This window comes from Streptomyces sp. NRRL B-24484 (assembly GCF_000717715.1).
GTDB lineage: Bacteria > Actinomycetota > Actinomycetes > Streptomycetales > Streptomycetaceae > Kitasatospora.
The window spans coordinates 1-18,126 of record NZ_JOAI01000015.1 but is presented as its reverse complement, the minus strand read 5'-3'; the positions used below and the strand labels follow the sequence as shown (position 1 = coordinate 18,126).

At 74.4% G+C, this 18,126-nt stretch carries 15 protein-coding genes; 5 read left to right on the top strand and 10 right to left on the bottom strand.

Translation table 11 applies throughout. The features are described 5' to 3' along the window. The first annotated feature begins 30 nt into the window (after window positions 1–30). The gene (locus IE98_RS0115675; protein ID WP_159400926.1) at window positions 31–1,149 is read left to right on the top strand and encodes a glycosyltransferase family 4 protein; all 1,119 of its coding nucleotides are present in this window, start codon (window positions 31–33) and stop codon (window positions 1,147–1,149) included. Beyond that, window positions 1,146–2,243: a GNAT family N-acetyltransferase gene (locus IE98_RS44620; protein WP_030269307.1), complete on the top strand. Its 1,098-nt coding sequence runs from the start codon at window positions 1,146–1,148 to the stop codon at window positions 2,241–2,243. The genes IE98_RS0115675 and IE98_RS44620 overlap by 4 nt, the downstream gene beginning before the upstream one ends. Window positions 2,244–2,250: 7 nt before the next feature. On the opposite strand, the gene IE98_RS0115665 is transcribed toward IE98_RS44620, so the two are convergent. Beyond that, a complete protein-coding gene (locus IE98_RS0115665; protein WP_052390560.1) occupies window positions 2,251–3,276 on the bottom strand; it encodes an LCP family protein in 1,026 nt (341 codons plus the stop codon). A gap of 208 nt (window positions 3,277–3,484) precedes the next feature. On the opposite strand from IE98_RS0115665, the gene IE98_RS0115660 reads away from it, so the two are divergent. After that, the gene (locus tag IE98_RS0115660) at window positions 3,485–4,126 is read left to right on the top strand and encodes a sugar transferase (RefSeq protein WP_052390559.1); all 642 of its coding nucleotides are present in this window, start codon (window positions 3,485–3,487) and stop codon (window positions 4,124–4,126) included. Window positions 4,127–4,190: 64 nt separating this feature from the next. On the opposite strand, the gene IE98_RS0115655 is transcribed toward IE98_RS0115660, so the two are convergent. The 7 genes from IE98_RS0115655 to asnB all read right to left on the bottom strand — a co-directional run bounded on the left by IE98_RS0115655 (window position 4,191) and on the right by asnB (window position 13,487). Continuing rightward, window positions 4,191–5,345: a glycosyltransferase family 4 protein gene (locus IE98_RS0115655; protein WP_052390558.1), complete on the bottom strand. Its 1,155-nt coding sequence runs from the start codon at window positions 5,343–5,345 to the stop codon at window positions 4,191–4,193. A gap of 3 nt (window positions 5,346–5,348) precedes the next feature. Next, window positions 5,349–6,110 (bottom strand): WecB/TagA/CpsF family glycosyltransferase, encoded by a 762-nt coding sequence (locus IE98_RS0115650; protein WP_199922916.1) that lies wholly within the window; start codon window positions 6,108–6,110, stop codon window positions 5,349–5,351. Beyond that, entirely contained in the window at window positions 6,110–7,105 is a 996-nt protein-coding gene (locus IE98_RS0115645; RefSeq protein ID WP_030269301.1) for an NAD-dependent epimerase/dehydratase family protein, read from the bottom strand. Before IE98_RS0115645 ends, IE98_RS0115650 begins: the two co-directional genes overlap by 1 nt. A 192-nt stretch (window positions 7,106–7,297) precedes the next feature. Further along, window positions 7,298–8,683, bottom strand: a complete 1,386-nt coding sequence (locus tag IE98_RS0115640; RefSeq protein ID WP_052390557.1) for a GNAT family N-acetyltransferase — start codon at window positions 8,681–8,683, stop codon at window positions 7,298–7,300. 98 nt (window positions 8,684–8,781) lie between these two features. After that, a complete protein-coding gene (locus IE98_RS0115635; protein WP_043174269.1) occupies window positions 8,782–10,230 on the bottom strand; it encodes a pyridoxal phosphate-dependent decarboxylase family protein in 1,449 nt (482 codons plus the stop codon). 127 nt (window positions 10,231–10,357) lie between these two features. Beyond that, window positions 10,358–11,461: a hypothetical protein gene (locus IE98_RS42485; protein WP_043174267.1), complete on the bottom strand. Its 1,104-nt coding sequence runs from the start codon at window positions 11,459–11,461 to the stop codon at window positions 10,358–10,360. Window positions 11,462–11,636: 175 nt separating this feature from the next. Beyond that, window positions 11,637–13,487 carry an asparagine synthase (glutamine-hydrolyzing) gene (gene asnB, locus IE98_RS0115625; RefSeq protein ID WP_030269294.1) on the bottom strand — a complete coding sequence of 617 codons (1,851 nt, stop codon included), beginning with the start codon at window positions 13,485–13,487 and terminating at the stop codon, window positions 11,637–11,639. A gap of 160 nt (window positions 13,488–13,647) precedes the next feature. On the opposite strand from asnB, the gene IE98_RS0115620 reads away from it, so the two are divergent. Then, entirely contained in the window at window positions 13,648–13,923 is a 276-nt protein-coding gene (locus tag IE98_RS0115620; RefSeq protein ID WP_030269292.1) for a hypothetical protein, read from the top strand. A 34-nt stretch (window positions 13,924–13,957) separates the two neighbouring features. Further along, on the top strand, window positions 13,958–15,784 hold the full coding sequence (glmS, locus tag IE98_RS0115615; RefSeq protein WP_030269289.1) for a glutamine--fructose-6-phosphate transaminase (isomerizing): 1,827 nt from the start codon (window positions 13,958–13,960) through the stop codon (window positions 15,782–15,784). 83 nt (window positions 15,785–15,867) lie between these two features. Here glmS and IE98_RS50820 read toward each other — a convergent pair whose 3' ends face one another. Further along, on the bottom strand, window positions 15,868–16,413 hold the full coding sequence (locus tag IE98_RS50820) for a hypothetical protein (protein ID WP_234443550.1): 546 nt from the start codon (window positions 16,411–16,413) through the stop codon (window positions 15,868–15,870). 69 nt (window positions 16,414–16,482) lie between these two features. Then, window positions 16,483–17,913: an aminotransferase class I/II-fold pyridoxal phosphate-dependent enzyme gene (locus tag IE98_RS0115605; protein WP_052390575.1), complete on the bottom strand. Its 1,431-nt coding sequence runs from the start codon at window positions 17,911–17,913 to the stop codon at window positions 16,483–16,485. Window positions 17,914–18,126: the final 213 nt, after the last annotated feature.

Below are 18,126 nucleotides of genomic sequence, written 5' to 3'. Positions count from 1 at the left end.
CCGGCCGGCCGCCCACAGGTGGCCCTGGTCGTGCCGTTCCTCTCCGAGTTCCGCCGCTCCTTCTACCGGCAGCTCGAAGCGGACCTCGACACGCGCGGAGTGTCCCTCGTCGTCGCGCACGGGCAGCCCTACAGCCGGGACCAGCGGGCGCGACAGGACGTCGTCGACATGGCCGGCGCGGTGCGGCTGCGGCAGTCCAGCCTGTGGGTCGCGGGCCGCCCGCTGGTGCACAAGCGGCTCGGCTCCCTGGCCCGCACCTCGGACGTGCTGGTGGTGGACCAGTCGCTGCGGAACCTGGAGCTGTACCCGCTGCTGCTGCGGCAGCTGACCGGCCGGGGGCCGGCCGTCGCCATGTGGGACCACGGCCGCACCTACACCGGCCCCCAGTCACGGCTGGAGCAGTCGCTGAAGTTCGCCCTCACCCGGCGGGCCCGCTGGTTCTTCTCCTACACCGACGGCGGCTCCCGCGCGGTGACCGACCACGGATTCCCCCGGCAGCGGGTGACGGTGGTGCAGAACGCCGTCGACACCACGGCGCTGGGCGAGGCCTACCGCCGGGTGACGGAGGAACAGCAGGCCGCCCTGCGCGCCGAGCACGGCCTCGCCGCGGGCCGCACCGGGCTCTTCGTCGGCGCGCTGAGCTCCAGCAAGCGCATCCCCTTCCTCGTCGCGGCCGCCGAGGCCGTCGCCGAGCGGCTGCCCGGCTTCCGGCTGCTGGTCGCCGGGACGGGCGAGCAGAAGGAGCTGGTGGAGGCCGCCGCCTCCCGCAGCCGGGTCGTCGTGCCCCTGGGGCCGGTGTTCGGCACCCGCAAGGCACTGCTGGGGGCGGTGTCGGACGTGCTGCTCATGCCCGGCCTGGTCGGCCTGTGCGCCGTCGACTCCTTCGTGTTGGAGACCCCCGTCGTCACCACGCCGTGGCCCTGGCACGCCCCCGAGTTCGAGTACCTGGAGCACGGCCGCAACGCCCTCGTCGCACCGGACGACGTGCAGCAGTACGCCGACGCCGTGGCCGGCCTCCTCGGCAGCCCGGCCGAGCTCGGCGCCATGCGCTCGGAGTGCCGCAAGGACGCGGCGCGCTACACCGTCGAGGAGATGAGCCGCCGCTTCGCCGACGGACTCGTCGACCTGCTCCGGGACGCACGCCGGTGACCCGCCCGGCCACCGCCCGGAGCACGGCGCCCGCACGGGCCGGCGGCCTCCGGATCCACCGGACCCCGGCGACGCTCGCCCCGTACGAGCAGGGCTGGCGGGAGCTGGCCGCCGCCGTCCCCGGCTCCTCCTACTTCACCACGCCAGACTGGGTGCTCGGCACCTGGGAGGCCATGGACCCGGCCGCCGCCGCGGCGGCCGAGGTCGCGCTCTGGACGGGACCGGACGGCCGGCCCGAGGCGGTGGTGCCTCTCGCCCGCACCAGGGACCGGCTCCACCCGCGCATCCCGCTCCCCGTCACCGCCTGGACCCTGCTGGGCGCGGACGCCGACGGCGCGGACCACGGCCTGTTCCCCGTCGCTGCGCACCGCCGCCAGGAGGTCCGCACCTGGCTGAGCGACCGCACCCGGCGCGGCAGCCTCTGGCTCCCCGCCATGGACCCGGAGAACGACACCGCCCTGCTGCCCGCCGGCACCCGCCGGATCGCCAGGACCACCTGCCCCCGGCTGGAGATCGGAACCGGCGCCACCGTCGGCTCCACCGGCTTCCGCCGCCTCATGAGACGCCGCGAGCGGCAGCTCGCCGAGGCCGGGATCGCCTTCCGCTGGGTCGGACCGCAGGACATGACCGCCGGACTGCTCGACGCGGTGCTCGCCCTGCACCGCCTCCGGCAGGACCACCGCGGGGCGGTGACCGCCCTCGGCCCGCACCGCCGCCCGCTCCACCTGCGCCTCCGGGCCCGCGCCGACGCCGACCGCGGACCGGCCGCCCTGGTCGCCGAGCGCGGGGGCACCCCGGTCGGCGCCGTCTACGGCTTCCTCTGGCAGGACACCTTCGCCTACTACAACGGCGGCTGGGACCCGGCCTACGCCCGGCTGAGCCTCGGTACCGTCCTCCTCGACCGGACGATCGCCGCGGCCGCCGCCCTCGGCGCACGCACCTTCGACTTCCTCCGCGGGAACGAGTCCTACAAGTACGACTCGTTCGGGGCCTCGGACCGCTACGACGAGCAGTGGCTGCGCCCCCGCAGCGCGGGGGCCCTGGTGGCGGGCGCCGTTCTGCGCCACGCCCGGCGGCGGCACGGCGCCCCGTGAGGCCGGGTCAGCCCTTCGCCGGGTCGGGCGGCGGGGAGCGGTCCTCCCGCAGCGACCGGAACAGCTGGGAGGCGGCGGGCTCGTCCGGCACGTCCCGGTCCGGGTCCGCCGTGTACGGCTTGCGGGGGACGGTTCGGTAGTCCACCTGGCCCTCCGGCACCGCGCGGAGCCGGGCCACCAGGTCGTACAGCTTGCCGAGCGAGTCCAGCCCCGAATCGGCGGTGATCGAGGACGTGACCGCGTCCAGGACGGGGTAGAGGCGCGCGGGGTTGAACAGCGTCCCGCTGCTGCGCAGCTTCGCCGACAGCTGCCCGAGGAATGCCTGCTGACGGGACATCCGGTTGGTGTCGCTGCCGTCGCCGACGTACTCGCGGGCCCTCACGTAGGCCAGCGCGTCGGCGCCCTGCAGCAGGTGCGGCCCGGCGGACAGGTCGAGGCCCACGTTCGGGTCCCGCTCCGCCCGGGGCAGGTCCACCTCGACGCCGCCGACCGCGTCCACGATCCGGCTGAACCCCTCGAAGCCCACGACGAGGTGGTGGTCGACCCGGATGCCCGTGAGGTCCTCGAAGGTGCGGATCGTGCAGGCGGCACCGCCGAGGTCGAAGGCCCAGTTGAACTGCGCGTACTGGGCGCGGCTCGCGGCCGCACCGGCCCGCGGACAGCTCGGGATCGGCACCATCATGTCCCGCGGCACGCTGACCACCTGGAGGCGCTTCCCGTCCCCGGCCAGGTGCACCAGCAGGACGGTGTCGGAGCGCGCGCTGCCCAGCTCGGGACGGTAGTCGGAGCCCATCACCAGGATGTTCTCGGCGTCCCCGGAGGACTTGGGCCGCAGGGCCGCCTGCTCCGCGAGGGCCCGTTCGGTCGCGGTGTCGGTGCGGAGGTTCCCGTCCAGCCGGGCGTAGGCCCACCAGCCCAGGCCGACCGTGACGGCCAGGCCTGCGGCGGCCGTGAGGGCCGCGATCCGCAGGGCCCGCCGGCGCGGACGAGGTGACGGTGCGTCGGTCGACGGATCCTCAGGTGTCGCGGTCATTGCCCGGGGGCCCGTCCGGCGACCGGCCGTCCGGTGCCCGGACCGCCCTGTCCTGTCACTCGCGCCGTGGCCATCGGACCGCCGCCTTCCGTCCGGAGTAACGGATGCGTGCCGCACCCGCAAGGTTCGTTGTGTTGTGTGAGAGTGATTGCCAGAAATGTTCCGGTTCACGTTTGTTTGACATCTTTTACTCCTAAAGGAGTGTCACGTGGCGCTCTCCGCACCGCATCTGCCGTCCGACCGGCGATCGGTCAGACGGCTCCCTGCCAAGCGGGTGGTCGACATCGTCGGTGCCACCTCGCTCCTGATGCTGTTCCTGCCGGTCATGGCGGCCGTCTTCCTGCTGCTCAAGGCCACCTGCCCCGGCCCGGTGCTCTTCCGCCAGGTCCGCGCAGGCCTCCACGGCAGGCCCTTCCGCATGCTGAAGTTCCGCACCATGCACCTCGGTGCCCACGCGGAGCGGGCCTCCCTCGCCGGACGCAACGACTCCGACGGCCACCTCTTCAAGCTGCGGGACGACCCGCGGGTCACCCGGATCGGCCGCCACCTGCGCAGGTTCTCGCTCGACGAGCTGCCCCAGCTCGTCAACGTGCTCCGCGGGGAGATGTCGCTGGTGGGCCCGCGGCCGCTGCTGCTGGAGGACTCCGACTACACCGGGCGGGCCCGGGACCGGCTGCTCGTCCTGCCCGGCCTCACCGGCCTGTGGCAGGTGCGGGGGCGCTCGAACCTGCCGTGGGAGGAGATGCTCCGGCTGGACCTGCACTACGTCGAGAACCGCTCGCTGCGCCTCGACGCCGGCATCCTGCTCCGGACCGTCCCCGCGGTGCTCACCAGCCGCGGAGCGCACTGACGCGCTCCGCGGTGACCTCAGGGACGCTGGGACGGTGCACCACAGCGGGCACCCCACGCGCCCCTCAGTGCCGGGCCGTCCGGGCCGCAAGTACGCCGCAGTACAGGTCCTCCACGCTCCGCAGCCAGGTGGCCTCGGTGAAGTGGTCCTCGAAGATCCGGCGGCAGTGCGTCCGCAGGGCCGGGAAGCGGGCCCCGGCGGCGGCGAGGACGGGGCCGAGCGGCTCGTCCCAGCGGACGACTGTGCCGGTGCCGCGGGCCCGGACGGTCTCGGCGACGGACGAGCCCTCGAAGGCGAGCACCGGCAGCCCCGCGGCGAGCGCCTCGACCTGCACCAGCGGGGCGCCCTCCAGGCAACGGCTGGGGAAGACCAGGCCCCGCCAGCCGGGCAGCCGGCGGCGGAGCTCGGCGCGGTCCAGGCGCCCGAGGAAGCGGACCTGCGGTGGGGCCGCCGCCCGGGCCCGGTCGAGGAGTCCGCCCTCACCGACGACGTCCAGCGGTTCGTCGGCCGGCCAGCGTTCCAGCAGCTCCAGCACGCCCTTCTCGGGGGTCAGCCGGCCGGCGAAGAGCCACCGCCCCCCGGTGCCGCCGGCTGGCCGGGGCACCGGGTCGTCGACGAAGTTCGGGATCAGCGCGGTGCGTTCGGCGGCCACGCCGGCCCGTACGTACGTGCGCCGGCCCGACTCGGAGAGCAGCACCAGCCGGTCGGCCCGGCGCAGCAGCGGATCGCCGTCCGGCCCGCGGCGGTTGGCCCAGGCGAGCGGCGCGGTGGCCAGCCGCGAGCCCCGGTAGCAGCCGTGCCGCAGTCCGGCGAAGGGGCTGCCGTCCGGGCACGCGGTGCAGGTGGCCCCGTCCCGGAAGAGCGCCGCACCGGCGCACAGCGGGCGGTAGTTGTGCAGGGTCGCCACCAGCGGGCCCGGCCAGTTGCGGACCCAGCTGCGGCCGAAGTTGGGGAAGAGGTTGTGGACGTGCACCACGTCCGGGGCGAAGGCCCGCAGCTCCGGGACCGGGGAGCGGCCGCGGCCGCTGGCGACCGTGGCGGCGGCCCGCAGCGGATGGAGCCGGCTGCGGGCCGCCTCGTCGGTGTGCGCCGCGACGACCGCCACCTCGTGGCCCGCGGCGCGCAGCGCCCGGGCCTGGTCCCGGACGGCCTCGTTCTCGCCGCTGGGCTGCGCGGAGGCGTAGAAGCTGTGCACCAGGGCGACCCGCAGCGTGTCCACCGGTCAGTCGGTTCCTCTCATCCGGGGCGGCCGCAGCGCGATCCGCGCCAGGTACGCCGGGTTGTTGCGCAGGTAGCGCCGCCAGAGGCGGCGGGGCTCGCGGGGGAGCCGGTACGACCACTCCAGGCCGCGTTGCTGCATCCACACGGGGGCCGGCCTCTGCAGCCCGGCGTGGAGGTCGAAGGCGGCCCCGACGCCGAGCAGCACGGGTGCCGTGAGCAGCGGCCGGTGCGCCGCCATCCAGTGCTCCTGCTTGGGCGTCGACAGCCCCACCCAGACCAGGTCGGCGCCGCTGTCGTTGATCCGCCGGACGGCCTCGGCGTCCTCCTCCGGGGTGAGCTGCCGGAACGGCGGCGAGTGGGTGCCGGCGATCCGCAGCCCGGGCAGCCGGTCCCGGAGCCGCTCGGCGAGCAGCTCCGGGACGCCCGGCCCGGCGCCGTAGAGGTAGGAGCTCCAGCCGCGTTCGGCGGCCCGGGCGAGGACGTCGAGCATCAGGGCGGGGCCGGGCACCCGGCTCATGCCGGGGGCGCCGGCCCGCCGGCCGGCCCACACCATCGGCATGCCGTCCGGGACGGTCAGGCCGGAGGCGTTGTGGATGCGGCGCAGCGCGGTGTCCCGCTGGGACTCCATCACCCCGTGCACGCCGGTGACGCAGACGTAGCCGCGCTCGCCGGTCTCCACCCGGCGGGTGATCTCGGCGAGGGCGGTGGCCGGATTGACGGCGCTGATGCCCACGCCGAGCACGTCGACCCGCGGCGGGGCCATCAGCGCTGGTGGGGGCGGCCGTCGCGGCGCGCCCGGACCTGGTCGTGCACCCAGCGGTAGGTCTTCTCCAGGCCGGTCAGCAGCGGGACGGAGGGGGCCCAGTCGAGTTCCTTGACGATCCGGGTGTTGTCGCTGTTGCGGCCGCGCACGCCCAGCGGGCCGGGCACGTGGCGGTGCCGCAGCCGCACCCCGGCGATCTCCTCCACCAGGGCGTACAGCTGATTGACGGTCACCAGCTGGTCGGAGCCGATGTTGAGCGGCTCGGTGACCTCGCTGCGGGCGAGCCGCAGGGTGCCGGTGACGCAGTCGTCGATGAAGGTGAAGCTGCGGGTCTGCTCGCCGTCGCCCCAGATCTCGATCTCGTCGGAGCCGGTGAGCACGGCGGTGGCGACCTTGCGGCAGGCGGCGGCGGGGGCCTTCTCCCGGCCGCCGTCCCAGGTGCCGTACGGGCCGTAGACGTTGTGGTAGCGGCCGGTGCGGGTGGCCAGGCCGAAGTCCTCGCGGAAGTGCCGGGCCATCCGCTCGGTGAAGAGCTTCTCCCAGCCGTAGCCGTCCTCGGGCATGGCGGGGTAGGCGTCCTCCTCGCGCAGCGGCAGGACGGCGGCGTCGGTCTGCTTGTCCGCGGCGTAGACGCAGGCGGACGAGGAGTAGAAGTAGCGCCGGGCGCCGTGCTCGCGGGCGGCGAGCAGCATGTGGGTGCTGGAGAGCACGGACAGCATGCAGTCCGCCTTGTGGCTCTCGATGAAGCCCATGCCGCCCATGTCGGCGGCGAGGTGGTAGACCTCGCCGGCCCCGCCGGCCATCGCCTCCTCGCACGCCTCGCGCAGCGAGAGGTCGCGGACGAGGTTCTGGGCACCGGCGTGCACCTGGTACCAGTCCTCCTGCGGTTTGCGGTCCACGGCCCGGACGGTGAGCCCCTCGGCGAGCAGCGCGCCCGTGAGGTGCCCGCCGATGAAGCCTCCGGCGCCTGTTACCACGGCATCGACGTGTGCCACGGCTCGATCTCCCTTCCGGCAATTACGACAAGTCACTGGAAAGGGATATATCTGCTCTGAAGGGGTGTCAGGGGCCACTCGGGGCCGTACGCCGTCTGCGCCCCTCCATTCGGCGGAGCGCACGGCACTCCGGCCCGGCCGCGAGGTGCGGCCGGGCCGGAGTCCGTTCGGGGTGCTGCCGGTGACGTCGCCTCAGCGGCGCGGCCGGGTGGGCCAGGGGGTGGGCAGCTTGTCGGCGGCCTCCGCGAGGTGCGCGGTGATCACCAGGGTGCCGTCCTCGACCTGGTAGTCGAGCGGGGCCGAGAGCCGGCGCATGGTGGAGATCAGCCCGGTGTTCGAGGAGTGCGTCACCGCGTAGACGGTCGCCACCCCGGCCTCCAGGGCGAGGGCGGCCATCCGGCGGAGCAGGTCCACGCCGAGGCCCTGCCGCTGCCAGTCGTCCTCGACCAGCAGCGCGACCTCGGCGCCGTCGTCGTCCCACATGAGGTGGGCGAGGGCGACGATCCGGCCGTCCGCGTCCTCGACCGCCAGGGTCTGCCCGTGCCGCGGGTCGAGCAGGTGGGCGAGGTAGCGGTCGGCGTCCTTGACCGGACCGTGGTAGCGCTTGCGCAGGGTGTCGGGCGAGCAGCGCCGGTGCATCTCCAGCGCGGCCCGCCTGTCGCCGGGCTCGGCGCGACGGACGGTCAGGTCGGCGCCGGCCGGCCGGGCGAGTCGGGCCTCGACCTTGGGCACCCGCGGGCCGAGCAGGCTGTCCAGCTCGACCAGGGCCTGGCCGCGGGCGAACTCGGTCGGGGTGAAGGGCAGGTGCGGCCGGGTCAGTTCGATCAGGTCGCCGCCGGGGACGGGCAGCCGCATGGTGTGGCCGTCCACCCCGGCCGGGGTGGACCGGCCGCGGTCCGGGTACTGCCGGATCGTGCACCGGCCGAACAGCTGCCGCAGCGCGACCGGCAGCTCGGCGGCGTCCAGCGCGGTGCGGGTGGCCAGGGCCAGCACGTGCGTCGGCGCGTCGACCAGTTCGTGCGCGTCGGCGCGGTCCGTCCAGATGTCGGTGCCGCCGGCCGCGGCGACCGCCGCGGTCAGCTCGGCCCGGTCCAGGGCGGCCGGGGCGCGCAGGAAGAACTCGTCGACGGTGCCGGCGGCCAGCGGGTGCGACTGCATCGAGACGATGTTGACCCGGTGCCCGGCGAGCGCCGTGCAGATCCGCGCCAGGCTGCCGGGGGAGTCCTCGACCGTGGTGCGGACCCGCCACAGCACGGTCTCCTCCAGCGCGTCCAGGGGGCCGCTCACCGCGGCCTCCCCGGGCGGCGCATGGGTGTCCGGTGCGGGCGGTCCGTGCGGCCGCCGGTGCGCCCACCAGCCGTGGAAGACGGCCGTGGCGAACAGGGCGACGGCCGACACGACGAGCAGCACCGGGCCGTCGTGGCCGTGCACGACCACGTTGGCGACCAGGTCGGCGGTGGCGACGGCGAGGAAGACGGCGGCGAGCTCGACGGTCTCTCTGCGCCAGCGGTGGGTCCGGACGGCGCGTCGCTGGGCGCGCGAGGGGCCGGTGGTGGTGACGGGTTCACGAGTGTCCATGCAGCCATCGTGTCGCGCCGGTGTTTCACGATCACGAATCCCCCGTGACCTCACGGTAAATGTCTCCGCGGCCGGCCCCTCGCCATGATCCGTGCACGTCAGGCAGCGCCCTCGGTCTCCGGACGGCCCGTCAGCCCGGCCGCGGCGGCGTGCACTTCGTCCACGAGCAGCCGGGCGTCGGCCTCGGTGGTGGTGGCGTTGAGCAGGCAGGCGCGGAGCATCTCGTGGCCGCCGAGCACGGCGCCGGTCACGAACACCCGGCCGCGCAGCTGGACCGCCGCGGGCAGCTCCCGGTTGAGCCGGTCCAGGGCCTCGCCGTCCAGCCCGGCGGGCCGGTACCGGAAGGCGACGATCGAGGTCTCCACCGGCGCGAGCAGCTCCAGCTCCGGATCGGCCTCGACCAGCTCGCCGAGCAGGCGGGCCAGCGCGGTGGTGTGCGCGATGTCGGCGGCGACGCCCTCGCGGCCGCGGTGCGCGATCGACGCCCACACCTTGAGCGAGCGGAACGGCCGGGTCTGCTCGGTGCCGTACTCGGAGAACCAGCCGAGCGAGCCGGCCGCCTCGTCGCGCAGGTAGGAGGGCACCAGGCTGAAGGTGCCGCGCAGCCCCTCGGTGTCGCGGACGAGCGCGCAGCCGCAGTCCACCGGCACGCCCAGCCACTTGTGCGGGTCCAGGGCGAGCGAGTCGGCGCGGTCCATGCCCGCGTAGCGGTGGGCGATCACCGGGTCGAGCACGCCGAAGGCGCCGTACGCGCCGTCCACGTGCAGCCACAGGCCCTCGCGCTCGGCCACGTCGGCGATCGGGTCGAAGGCGTCGACGGCGCCGGTGCCGACGGTGCCGGCCGAGGCGACCACCAGGAAGGGCAGCCGGCCGGCCGCCCGGTCCTCGGCGATCGCCGCCTCCAGGGCGGCGGTGTCCAGCCGGCCCTCGGCGTCGGTAGCCACCGTGCGCAGGTGGCGGCTGCCGAGGCCGAGCAGCTCGGCGGCCTTGCGGACGCAGGAGTGGGTCTCGCCGGTGACGTAGCCGACCAGCGGCGGCAGTGCGGCGAGGCCGTCGGCGCGGACGTCCACCCCGGCGCGCAGCGCGGCCCGGTTCCGGGCGGCGGCCAGGCAGACGATGGTGGCCATCGAGGTGCCCGAGGTGAGCAGGCCGCCGCCGGCCGGGTGCGGGAAGCCGACCAGCTCGGCGATCCAGCGGACGACGGCCCGCTCCAGGTGGACGTCGGCGTGGTCGCCGCCGGCCGAGCTGGGGTTCATCGCCGAGGCGACCAGGGTGGCGAGCACCCCGGCGGGCTGCGGGGCCGAGTTCACCCAGCCGAAGAACCGCGGGTTGCCGTTGCCCATCGGGGCCGGCACGACCTGCTCGGCGACGGTCTTGAGCAGCCCGTCCAGGTCGGTGCCGGTCTCGGGCAGCGGCAGGTCCAGCAGGGCCTGCCGGTCGGCCACGGCCATCGGCTGCCAGACCGGACGGTCGGCCAGGCCCTCCAGGTAGTCGGCGACCAGGTCGGCCGCGGCGTGGGCCGCGCTGCGGAAGTCTTCGGAGGTCATGGTGGGTGCACTCCAGCGAACGGGGGTGGGGGAAGCAATGGCGCGGCTTCCTCGGCGCACCCGCGTGCCGATCGTACGCTCCTTACCGTCCCTGTCCGCGGCGGGTGCACCCCGGGGCGCTGCCCGATCAGTCGAGGGTGCTGGAGAGGCCGCCCGCGGAGCGGCAGTAGCCGGCGATCTCCTTGTCGGTGATCTGCTTGCAGAGCTTGGCCGCGGCGCCGGACTCGGTGTAGTTGACCGTCCAGTAGCTGACCAGGCCCTGGGCGCAGGCCTTCCGCTGCCAGGCGTCGGCGGCGGTGGCGCACTGCTGGGCGGCCCAGTCCGCGCGGTCCAGGTTGTACTTCATGGTGCGCGAGCCGACCCCGCGGCTGCAGTCGTTGGCCCCGCCGGAGGCCTGCGCGTTGAGGCACCACTTGAGGGCGCCGGCGAAGGCCTCGGGGTGGTTGGCGTAGTCGTGCGAGCTGAGGTACAGCGTCGGCGCGTAGAAGAAGCAGGCGGACTGGAAGAGCGCCGGCTGCTCCGGGCAGGGGTAGAGCGGTTCGGCGGCGAGCTTGTCGGCGGGCAGGTTCGCCTTGGCCTTCTCGTCCTCCTCGTCCGGGGCGAAGAGCTGCATGAACAGGCCCTCGGAGCAGGTGATCCGGCGGCTGGTGCTGGGGAACTTGCTGCACAGGTCGCGGGCGGACGGGATGTCCTGCTTGGTGACGAACATGATCCCGTGGCCGACGCCGTGGATGCACGGCCCGGTGTTGGCGGGCGCGCAGAGGGTGAGGATGTCCTGCTGCGGGTTCTCGGACGCCGCGAGCATCTCCTCGACCGCACCGTGCAGGTACCCGGCCGCGCAGGTCTCGTGCGGGAAGGAGATGACCTTCTGGAAGTCCTCGTGGTACCGCTTCACCGCCGTGTGGCCGAGCTCGTGCGCGATCGGGTGGCAGAACCGCACGGTGTACGGCTTCTCCTTGGTGATCTTGTCGAGGTCGGCCAGCGCCACTCCGGGGTCGGTGGCGTCCATCTCCGCCACCAGCTTGTTCCGCAGGGTGGAGCGGGTCCACACCGCGGGGTCGCCGGTCGGCGGGGCGGACGCCGGGGAGGCGCCGGGTGCGGCCTGCGTGGTGGCCGGGACACCGGCCGCCACCGGTACCGTCTCGGGCGTCCAGCGGGTCACCGAGACCGCGCCGATCCCGAGGACGCCGAGCAGGACTGCGGTGACGATCGCGAAGATCCGCGGATGCATGGTGCTGATTCCCCCGGTGGTCGACGACGGACGGGCGGCACTCCCATCCTGACGTCGGCGACGCCGATTGCACGGACCGGCCGCCGCCGAACGGTGAGGTGTCGGCACCACCGGGGGAGCGGTTTCCCCCGGACGGCGCAACAGGCCCCCCTGTCGACACCTCATCCCCACCGTCTCACATCACGAGTGACACGTCGTACGTTCGCAGCCAGTCGTCGATGCCGAGCACCACTTCGGTGGCGGCGCGGGCGTACTGCGGGTCGGCGCCGGGGGCCAGTGCCTCGGCCACGGCCCCGCGGTCCAGCAGGGCCGCGGCGGGCGAGTCCCGGTCGGCGGCGAGCCGGCCGAGGGCCGCCTGCAGGGACCGCGGGTAGCGCAGGTCCTGGATCGACGGGTAGGGGCTCTTCGCCCGGTCGGCGATCGCGGCCGGCAGCAGGTCGCGGACGGCGGCCCGCAGCAGGCTCTTCTCCCGTCCGTCGGAGGACTTGATCCGCCAGGGCGTGTTGAAGACGTACTGGACCAGCCGGTGGTCGCAGAACGGCACCCGCACCTCCAGGCCGCAGGCCATCGACAGCCGGTCCTTGCGGTCCAGCAGGATCCGGACGAACCGGGTCAGGCTCAGGTGGGTGAGCTCGCGCATCCGGCGCTCCACCGGGTCGGTGCCGGGCAGCTGCGGCACGGCGGAGACCGCCTCGCGGTAGCGGTCGGCGCGGTAGGCGTCCAGGTCCAGCCCGGTGAGCAGGCCCGGGTCGAGCAGGCCCTCGCGGGGGCCGGCGCCGAGCCCGGCGGTGCGGGCCAGCAGGGCGGCCCAGGGAAAGGTCTCGGCGGCGATCAGCGCCGGGTCGTGGAACCAGGGGTAGCCGCCGAACAGCTCGTCCGCGGCCTCGCCGGACAGCGCCACCGTGGAGTCGCGGCGCACCGCCCGGAAGAGCAGCAGCATCGAGGTGTCCATGTCGCCGAACTCCCACGGCAGGTCGCGGGCGCGCAGCACGGCGGTCCGGTGCGCCGGGTCGCTCAGGGTGTCGCTGTCCAGCTCGACGGTGCGGTGGTCGGCGCCGACGTGCTCGGCGAGCAGCCGGGCGTACGGGCCGTCCGGGGTGCCGCGCATCGCGTCCGGCCGGAAGCGCTCGGTCTGCCCGGCGTAGTCGACGGCGAAGGTGCGGACGGGGCCCGCGCCGCGCTGCCGCAGCGCCTGCGCGGCGAGCGCGGTGATCGCGCTGGAGTCGAGCCCGCCGGAGAGCAGCGCGCACAGCGGCACGTCGGAGTCCAGCTGCCGCCGCACGGTGTCGGCCAGCAGTTCGCGGACGGCCGCGGCGGTGGCCGGCCCGTCGTCGGTGTGCTCGCGGGCCTCCAGCGCCCAGTACCGGCGGGTGGTCAGCCCGGACCGGCGGACGGTGACCACCTGGCCCGGCTGCACCTCGGACAGACCGCGGTAGACGGCGTGCCCGGGCGTGCGGGCGGTGCTGAGGAGCTCGCGCAGCCCGTCGAGGTCGACCTCGGGCCGCAGCGCCGGGTGGGCGAAGAGCGCCTTGGGCTCGGAGCCGAACAGCACGCCGTCGTGCGTGCGGTGGAAGTGCAGCGGCTTGACGCCCATCCGGTCGCGGACCAGCAGCAGTTCCTCGCGCCGGGCGTCCCAGAGCGCGAAGGCGTACATGCCGTTCAGCCGGTCGACGAAGCGCGGGCCCCACTGCAGGTAGGCGCGGAGCACCACCTCGGTGTCGCTGCGGGTGCGGAACCGGTGCCCGGCGTGCTGCAGGGCGGTGCGCAGCTCGCGGTGGTTGAAGACCTCGCCGCTGTAGCTGAGGACGGCGGGGGAGTGGCCGCCCTGCTCGGCGGCCATCGGCTGGGCGCCGCCGGCCGGGTCGATCACCGCGAGCCGCCGGTGGCCGAGGGCGGCGTGCCGGGTGAGGTGCAACCCGCCGCCGTCCGGGCCGCGACAGGCCATGGTGGCCGTCATCGCCTCCAGCGCCGCGCGCTCCCGGGTGAGGTCCCGGTCGAACGCCACCCACCCCGCGATTCCGCACATGCCGCCTCCGCAGCTGTATTTGGCGTGTACGGATCAGCACGCTACGCGGAGGCGTTCGGACACTGCAAGTGTGTTCGAGAGGGCCGAACCAAGGAATGTCTGCCCGATTTCGGGCAGAAATCTTGGGAATCCGACGGGCGGCCGCATAGAGTCCTCGACCGTGCCCGCCTCACCCCACCCTCACGAAGACCTCCTCGCCCACCTCACCCGCACCAGCCCGCTCGGGCCGGGCGAGGCGGCGCGGGTCGTCGCGGAGGTGATCGCGTACTTCTCCGAGACCACCGAGGAGTACGTCCGCCGCCGCCACGGTGAGCTGCAGGCACGCGGCCTGACCAACGAGCGGATCTTCGCCCGCCTCGGCGCCGAACTGGCGTCCCGGCGAGTCGCGGCGCCCGAGCTGTCCACCCGCCAGCTGCGCCGCATCGTGTACGGGTGAGCCGCCCGACCGCTGAACCGAAGGAGTCCCACCCATGTGCGGAATCGTGGCCTACATCGGCCCCAAGGACGCGACCACCTTCCTGCTGGAGGGCCTGCAGCGACTGGAGTACCGCGGCTACGACTCGGCCGGCGTCGCCGTCACCGGCAAGACCGGCAGCCTGAAGGTCTGCAAGACGAAGGGCCGCGTCGCCGACCTCGCCGCCGCCGTGCCCGCCCGCTTCAAGGGCACCACCGGCATCGGCCACACCCGCTGGGCCACCCACGGCGAACCGAGCGACGCCAACGCCCACCCGCACGTCGACAACGCCGAGCACATCGCCGTCGTGCACAACGGCATCATCGAGAACGCCGACGAACTGCGCGCCAAGCTGACCGCCGAGGGCGCCGTCTTCACCTCCGAGACCGACACCGAGGTGCTCGCCCACCTGGTCGCCGCGCACGGCGGCGAGGGCACCGAGCTGGAGGACGCCGTCCGCGCCGCCCTCAAGCACGTCGTCGGCACCTACGGCATCGCCGTCGTCGACGCCCGCCAGCCCGACCGCATCGTCGTCGCCCGCAACGGCAGCCCGATCGTGCTCGGCCTCGGCGAGAAGGAGATGTTCGCCGCATCCGACGTCGCCGCCCTCGTCCGCTACACCCGCCAGGTCGTCCACCTGGAGGACGGCGAACTCGCCGTCGTCCGCGCCGACGGCTTCCGCACCTTCACCGAGGACGCCCGCACCGTCACCCGCCAGCCGTCCACGGTCGACTGGGAGGTCGGCTCCTACGACACCGGCGGCTACGAGCACTACCTGCTCAAGGAGATCCACGAGCAGCCCGCCGCCGTCGAGCGCACCCTCTCCGGCCGCCTCGACGAGCGCTTCGCCACCGCGCATCTCGGCGGCCTCAACCTCGACGCCCGCGAACTGCGCGAGATCCGCCGGGTGAAGATCCTCGGCTGCGGCTCCGCCTACTACGCCGGCGAGATGGGCGCCCAGCTCATCGAGGAGCTCGCCCGGATCCCCGCCCACAGCGAGCCCGCCTCCGAGTTCCGCTACCGCAACCCGGTCATCGAGGCCGACACCCTCTACGTCGCGGTCAGCCAGTCCGGCGAGACCTACGACACCCTCGCCGCCGTCCAGGAGATCAAGCGCAAGGGCGGCCGCGTCCTCGGCGTCGTCAACACCGTCGGCAGCGCCATCGCCCGCGAGTGCGACGGCGGCATCTACCTGCACGCCGGCCCGGAGATCTCGGTCGCCTCCACCAAGGCCTTCACCTCCACGGTGATCGCCTTCGCGCTGCTCGCCCTGCACTTCGGCCGTATCCACGACCTCTCGCCCGCCGACGGCCGCCGCATCGTCGCCGCGCTGAAGGCCCTGCCCGAGAACATCCGGCAGATCCTCGACCAGCAGGACGAGATCGCGAAGCTCGCCGCCGAGTACGCCGACAACGCCGGGATGATGTTCATCGGCCGGGTCCGCGGCTACCCGGTCGCCCGCGAGGGCGCCCAGAAGCTCAAGGAGATCAGCTACGTCCACGCCGAGGCGTACCCCGCGAGCGAGCTCAAGCACGGCCCGCTCGCACTGATCAGCCCCGAACTCCCCACCGTCGCCCTCGTCCCCGACGACGAGCTGCTCGACAAGAACCTCACCACCCTCGGCGAGATCAAGGCCCGCTCGGGCCGCGTCCTCGCGATCGCCCACCGCGCGCCCGAGACCAAGCTCGCCGACCACTGCATCGTCGTCCCCAAGAGCGAGCCGGAGCTCGACCCGCTGCTCCTCAACATCCCGCTCCAGCTGCTGGCCTACCACGCCGCGGTCGCCCTCGGCCGCGATGTGGACAAGCCCCGCAACCTCGCCAAGTCCGTCACCGTCGAGTAGCCGCACCCGCAACGGGCCGGCCGCCGGAAAGCCACTGCGCTTCCCGCCGGCCGGCCCGCCCGCACCGCTACGGACCGGCCGGCCTAGCCCAGGGATGCGGCGAAGCGGCCGGCCTCGGCGTCTTCGGCCGACAGCGTGATCTTCCCTCGGTGGCCGATCTCCACCTGGTAGAACTTCGGGCCCTCGGGGACGTTGTTCACCCAGACCGGGAACCGGCAGTTCAGGCCGGACCGTGTACCGGTGTCGAGGTGACCGGTGGCGATGACCTGCCCCGTGGCGTCGTACACCGTGACCGAGGCGCCTTCGCGGATGTCGCTGTAGCCGCCCGTTCCCGTGCACGGGCCGCTGTCGAAGCCGGCCTGGTTCAACTCCATCGTCCCGGTCAGGTTGAACGTCGCCGCCGCGGAGGCCGACGGCGCGGCTGCCGGCTCCGGCCCCGAGGAACCCGATGCCGCCCATGCGCCACCGACGACGCCCGCACCGACCAGGAGCCCCGCAGCGGCGGTGACGCCGGGGAGCAGCCACACCGGCCTCGTGGGAGCAGATGAATCGGCCGGTGGCTCCGACAGGGGCGGATGCCCCACGGGCGGCGCGGGGGTGGCGGGATCCGGGATCTCATGGTGGGACATGCCGGGCAGGATCCCAGCGAACCTGACGTACGGTCGGGCGGGTCGCCGATTCGTGATCCGCGCAGGTGCCTACTGGTCCGCCACGACCCGCAGTGCGGTGACCGCCGGGTCGGTGGCTCCGCGGACGTGGCCGGTGGGGGCGGCGGCCACGGCGTGGAGGAAGGTGACGAGCTCGGCGGTGATCTCCTCGCCGGGGAGGACGTTCGGGATGCCGGGCGGGTAGGCGGAGAGGGTGTCCGCGGAGATCCGTCCGACCGCCTGGGCGGCGGGCACCACCCGCCCCGGCGCCAGGAACGCCTCCCGCGGGGTCATCCGGACCGGCCCCGGCGCGGGCAGTTCCAGCCCCGGGCCGCCCTCGGCGACCCCCGGGACCACCGGGAGCGCGTGCAGTGCCGCCGCGAAGCGATCCACCTCCGGGCCGGCGCCGGCGCCGACCACCGCGACCACGGCGGCGTCCGTCGCGACCTCCACCAGGACGCCGTGCTCCTGCATCAGTCGCCGCCGCGCCTCGTGCCCGGAGATGCCGCCCGCCCGGACGTCCACCGAGACCCGCAGCGGGTCCGCGGCCACGATGTCCCGGAAGCGCCCGAATCCGTCGCTGACCACCCGGAACCGCCCGCCGGACCGCACCGCGGCCCGCATGGCGTCGGCGGCGGCCAGTGACTCCGAGACCGCCCGGTGCCCGGTGACGAGGGTCCGCCGGGCCTCGTCCAGCGAGGCCAGCAGCAGGGCGCTGGCACTGGTCGACTGGGTGAGGTGGAAGACCCGCTCGACGAGCGGTTCGAGGCGGTCCGCGAAGGGCCCGTTGCCGAGGTGCAGCATGGCGGCCTGGGTGAGTGCCCCGCCGAGCTTGTGGGTGCTGGAGACCACCAGGTCGGCGCCGTGCGCGAGCGCGTTGGCGGGCAGTGCCGGGTGGAAGCCGAAGTGCGAGCCCCAGGCCTCGTCGACGATCAGCGGGACCCCGGCGGCGTGCGCGACCCGGGCGAGCGCGGCCACGTCGGCGACCGCACCGAAGTAGCTGGGGGTGACGACGTAGGCGGCCGCCGCGTCCGCGTTCCGGGCGAGGGCCACGGCCAGGTCGCTCGCGGTGACACCGTGCGCGATGCCCGTCCGCACGTCCACGGTCGGCTGGACGAAGGCGGCGCCGAGGCCGGACAGCACCAGGCCGTCGACCACGCTGGAGTGCACGCTGCGCTGGACGACGAGGGTCCGGCCGAGCGACTGGGCGACCAGGGCGGCGATCCGGTTGCCCTGCGAGGCGCCGTTGGTGAGGAACCAGGTCCGCCGGGCGCCCCAGGCGTCGGCGGCCAGCTGCAGGGCCTGCTCCATCGGGCCGCCGACGTGCCCGGCCAGTCCGGCGAAGCGGTCCGGGTCGGCGGCGTGCCCGGGCACGTTGAGCCGCAGCCAGTCGCGGTCCGCGCTCGCCCGCACCGCCTCGGCGTACGGGGCGCACAGCTGGGCCGGGTCGGCGGCGGTGGGGACGGGGGAGGAGAGGGTCATGGTGCTCACCCCCCGACCGTCGCACCGCGCCGCCCATCGAGGAACCCGGTACTTTTCTGGACATCTCCAGAAAAGATCGATGGCCCAACGGCCCCCGCCCCCGCACCACCGCTCCGCCGACGTGCCCGGCCAGTCCGGCGAAGCGGTCCGGGTCGGCGGCGTGCCCGGGCACGTTGAGCCGCAGCCAGTCGCGGTCCGCGCTCGCCCGCACCG

Coding starts and splice junctions, on each gene's coding strand:
- IE98_RS0115665 (WP_052390560.1), bottom strand. CDS start 3,276: ATGACCGCGACACCTGAGGATCCGTCGACCGACGCACCGTCACCTCGT.
- IE98_RS0115650 (WP_199922916.1), bottom strand. CDS start 6,110: ATGGCCCCGCCGCGGGTCGACGTGCTCGGCGTGGGCATCAGCGCCGTC.
- IE98_RS0115640 (WP_052390557.1), bottom strand. CDS start 8,683: ATGGACACTCGTGAACCCGTCACCACCACCGGCCCCTCGCGCGCCCAG.
- IE98_RS0115635 (WP_043174269.1), bottom strand. CDS start 10,230: ATGACCTCCGAAGACTTCCGCAGCGCGGCCCACGCCGCGGCCGACCTG.
- IE98_RS42485 (WP_043174267.1), bottom strand. CDS start 11,461: ATGCATCCGCGGATCTTCGCGATCGTCACCGCAGTCCTGCTCGGCGTC.
- asnB (WP_030269294.1), bottom strand. CDS start 13,487: ATGTGCGGAATCGCGGGGTGGGTGGCGTTCGACCGGGACCTCACCCGG.
- glmS (WP_030269289.1), top strand. CDS start 13,958: ATGTGCGGAATCGTGGCCTACATCGGCCCCAAGGACGCGACCACCTTC.
- IE98_RS50820 (WP_234443550.1), bottom strand. CDS start 16,413: ATGTCCCACCATGAGATCCCGGATCCCGCCACCCCCGCGCCGCCCGTG.
- IE98_RS0115605 (WP_052390575.1), bottom strand. CDS start 17,913: ATGACCCTCTCCTCCCCCGTCCCCACCGCCGCCGACCCGGCCCAGCTG.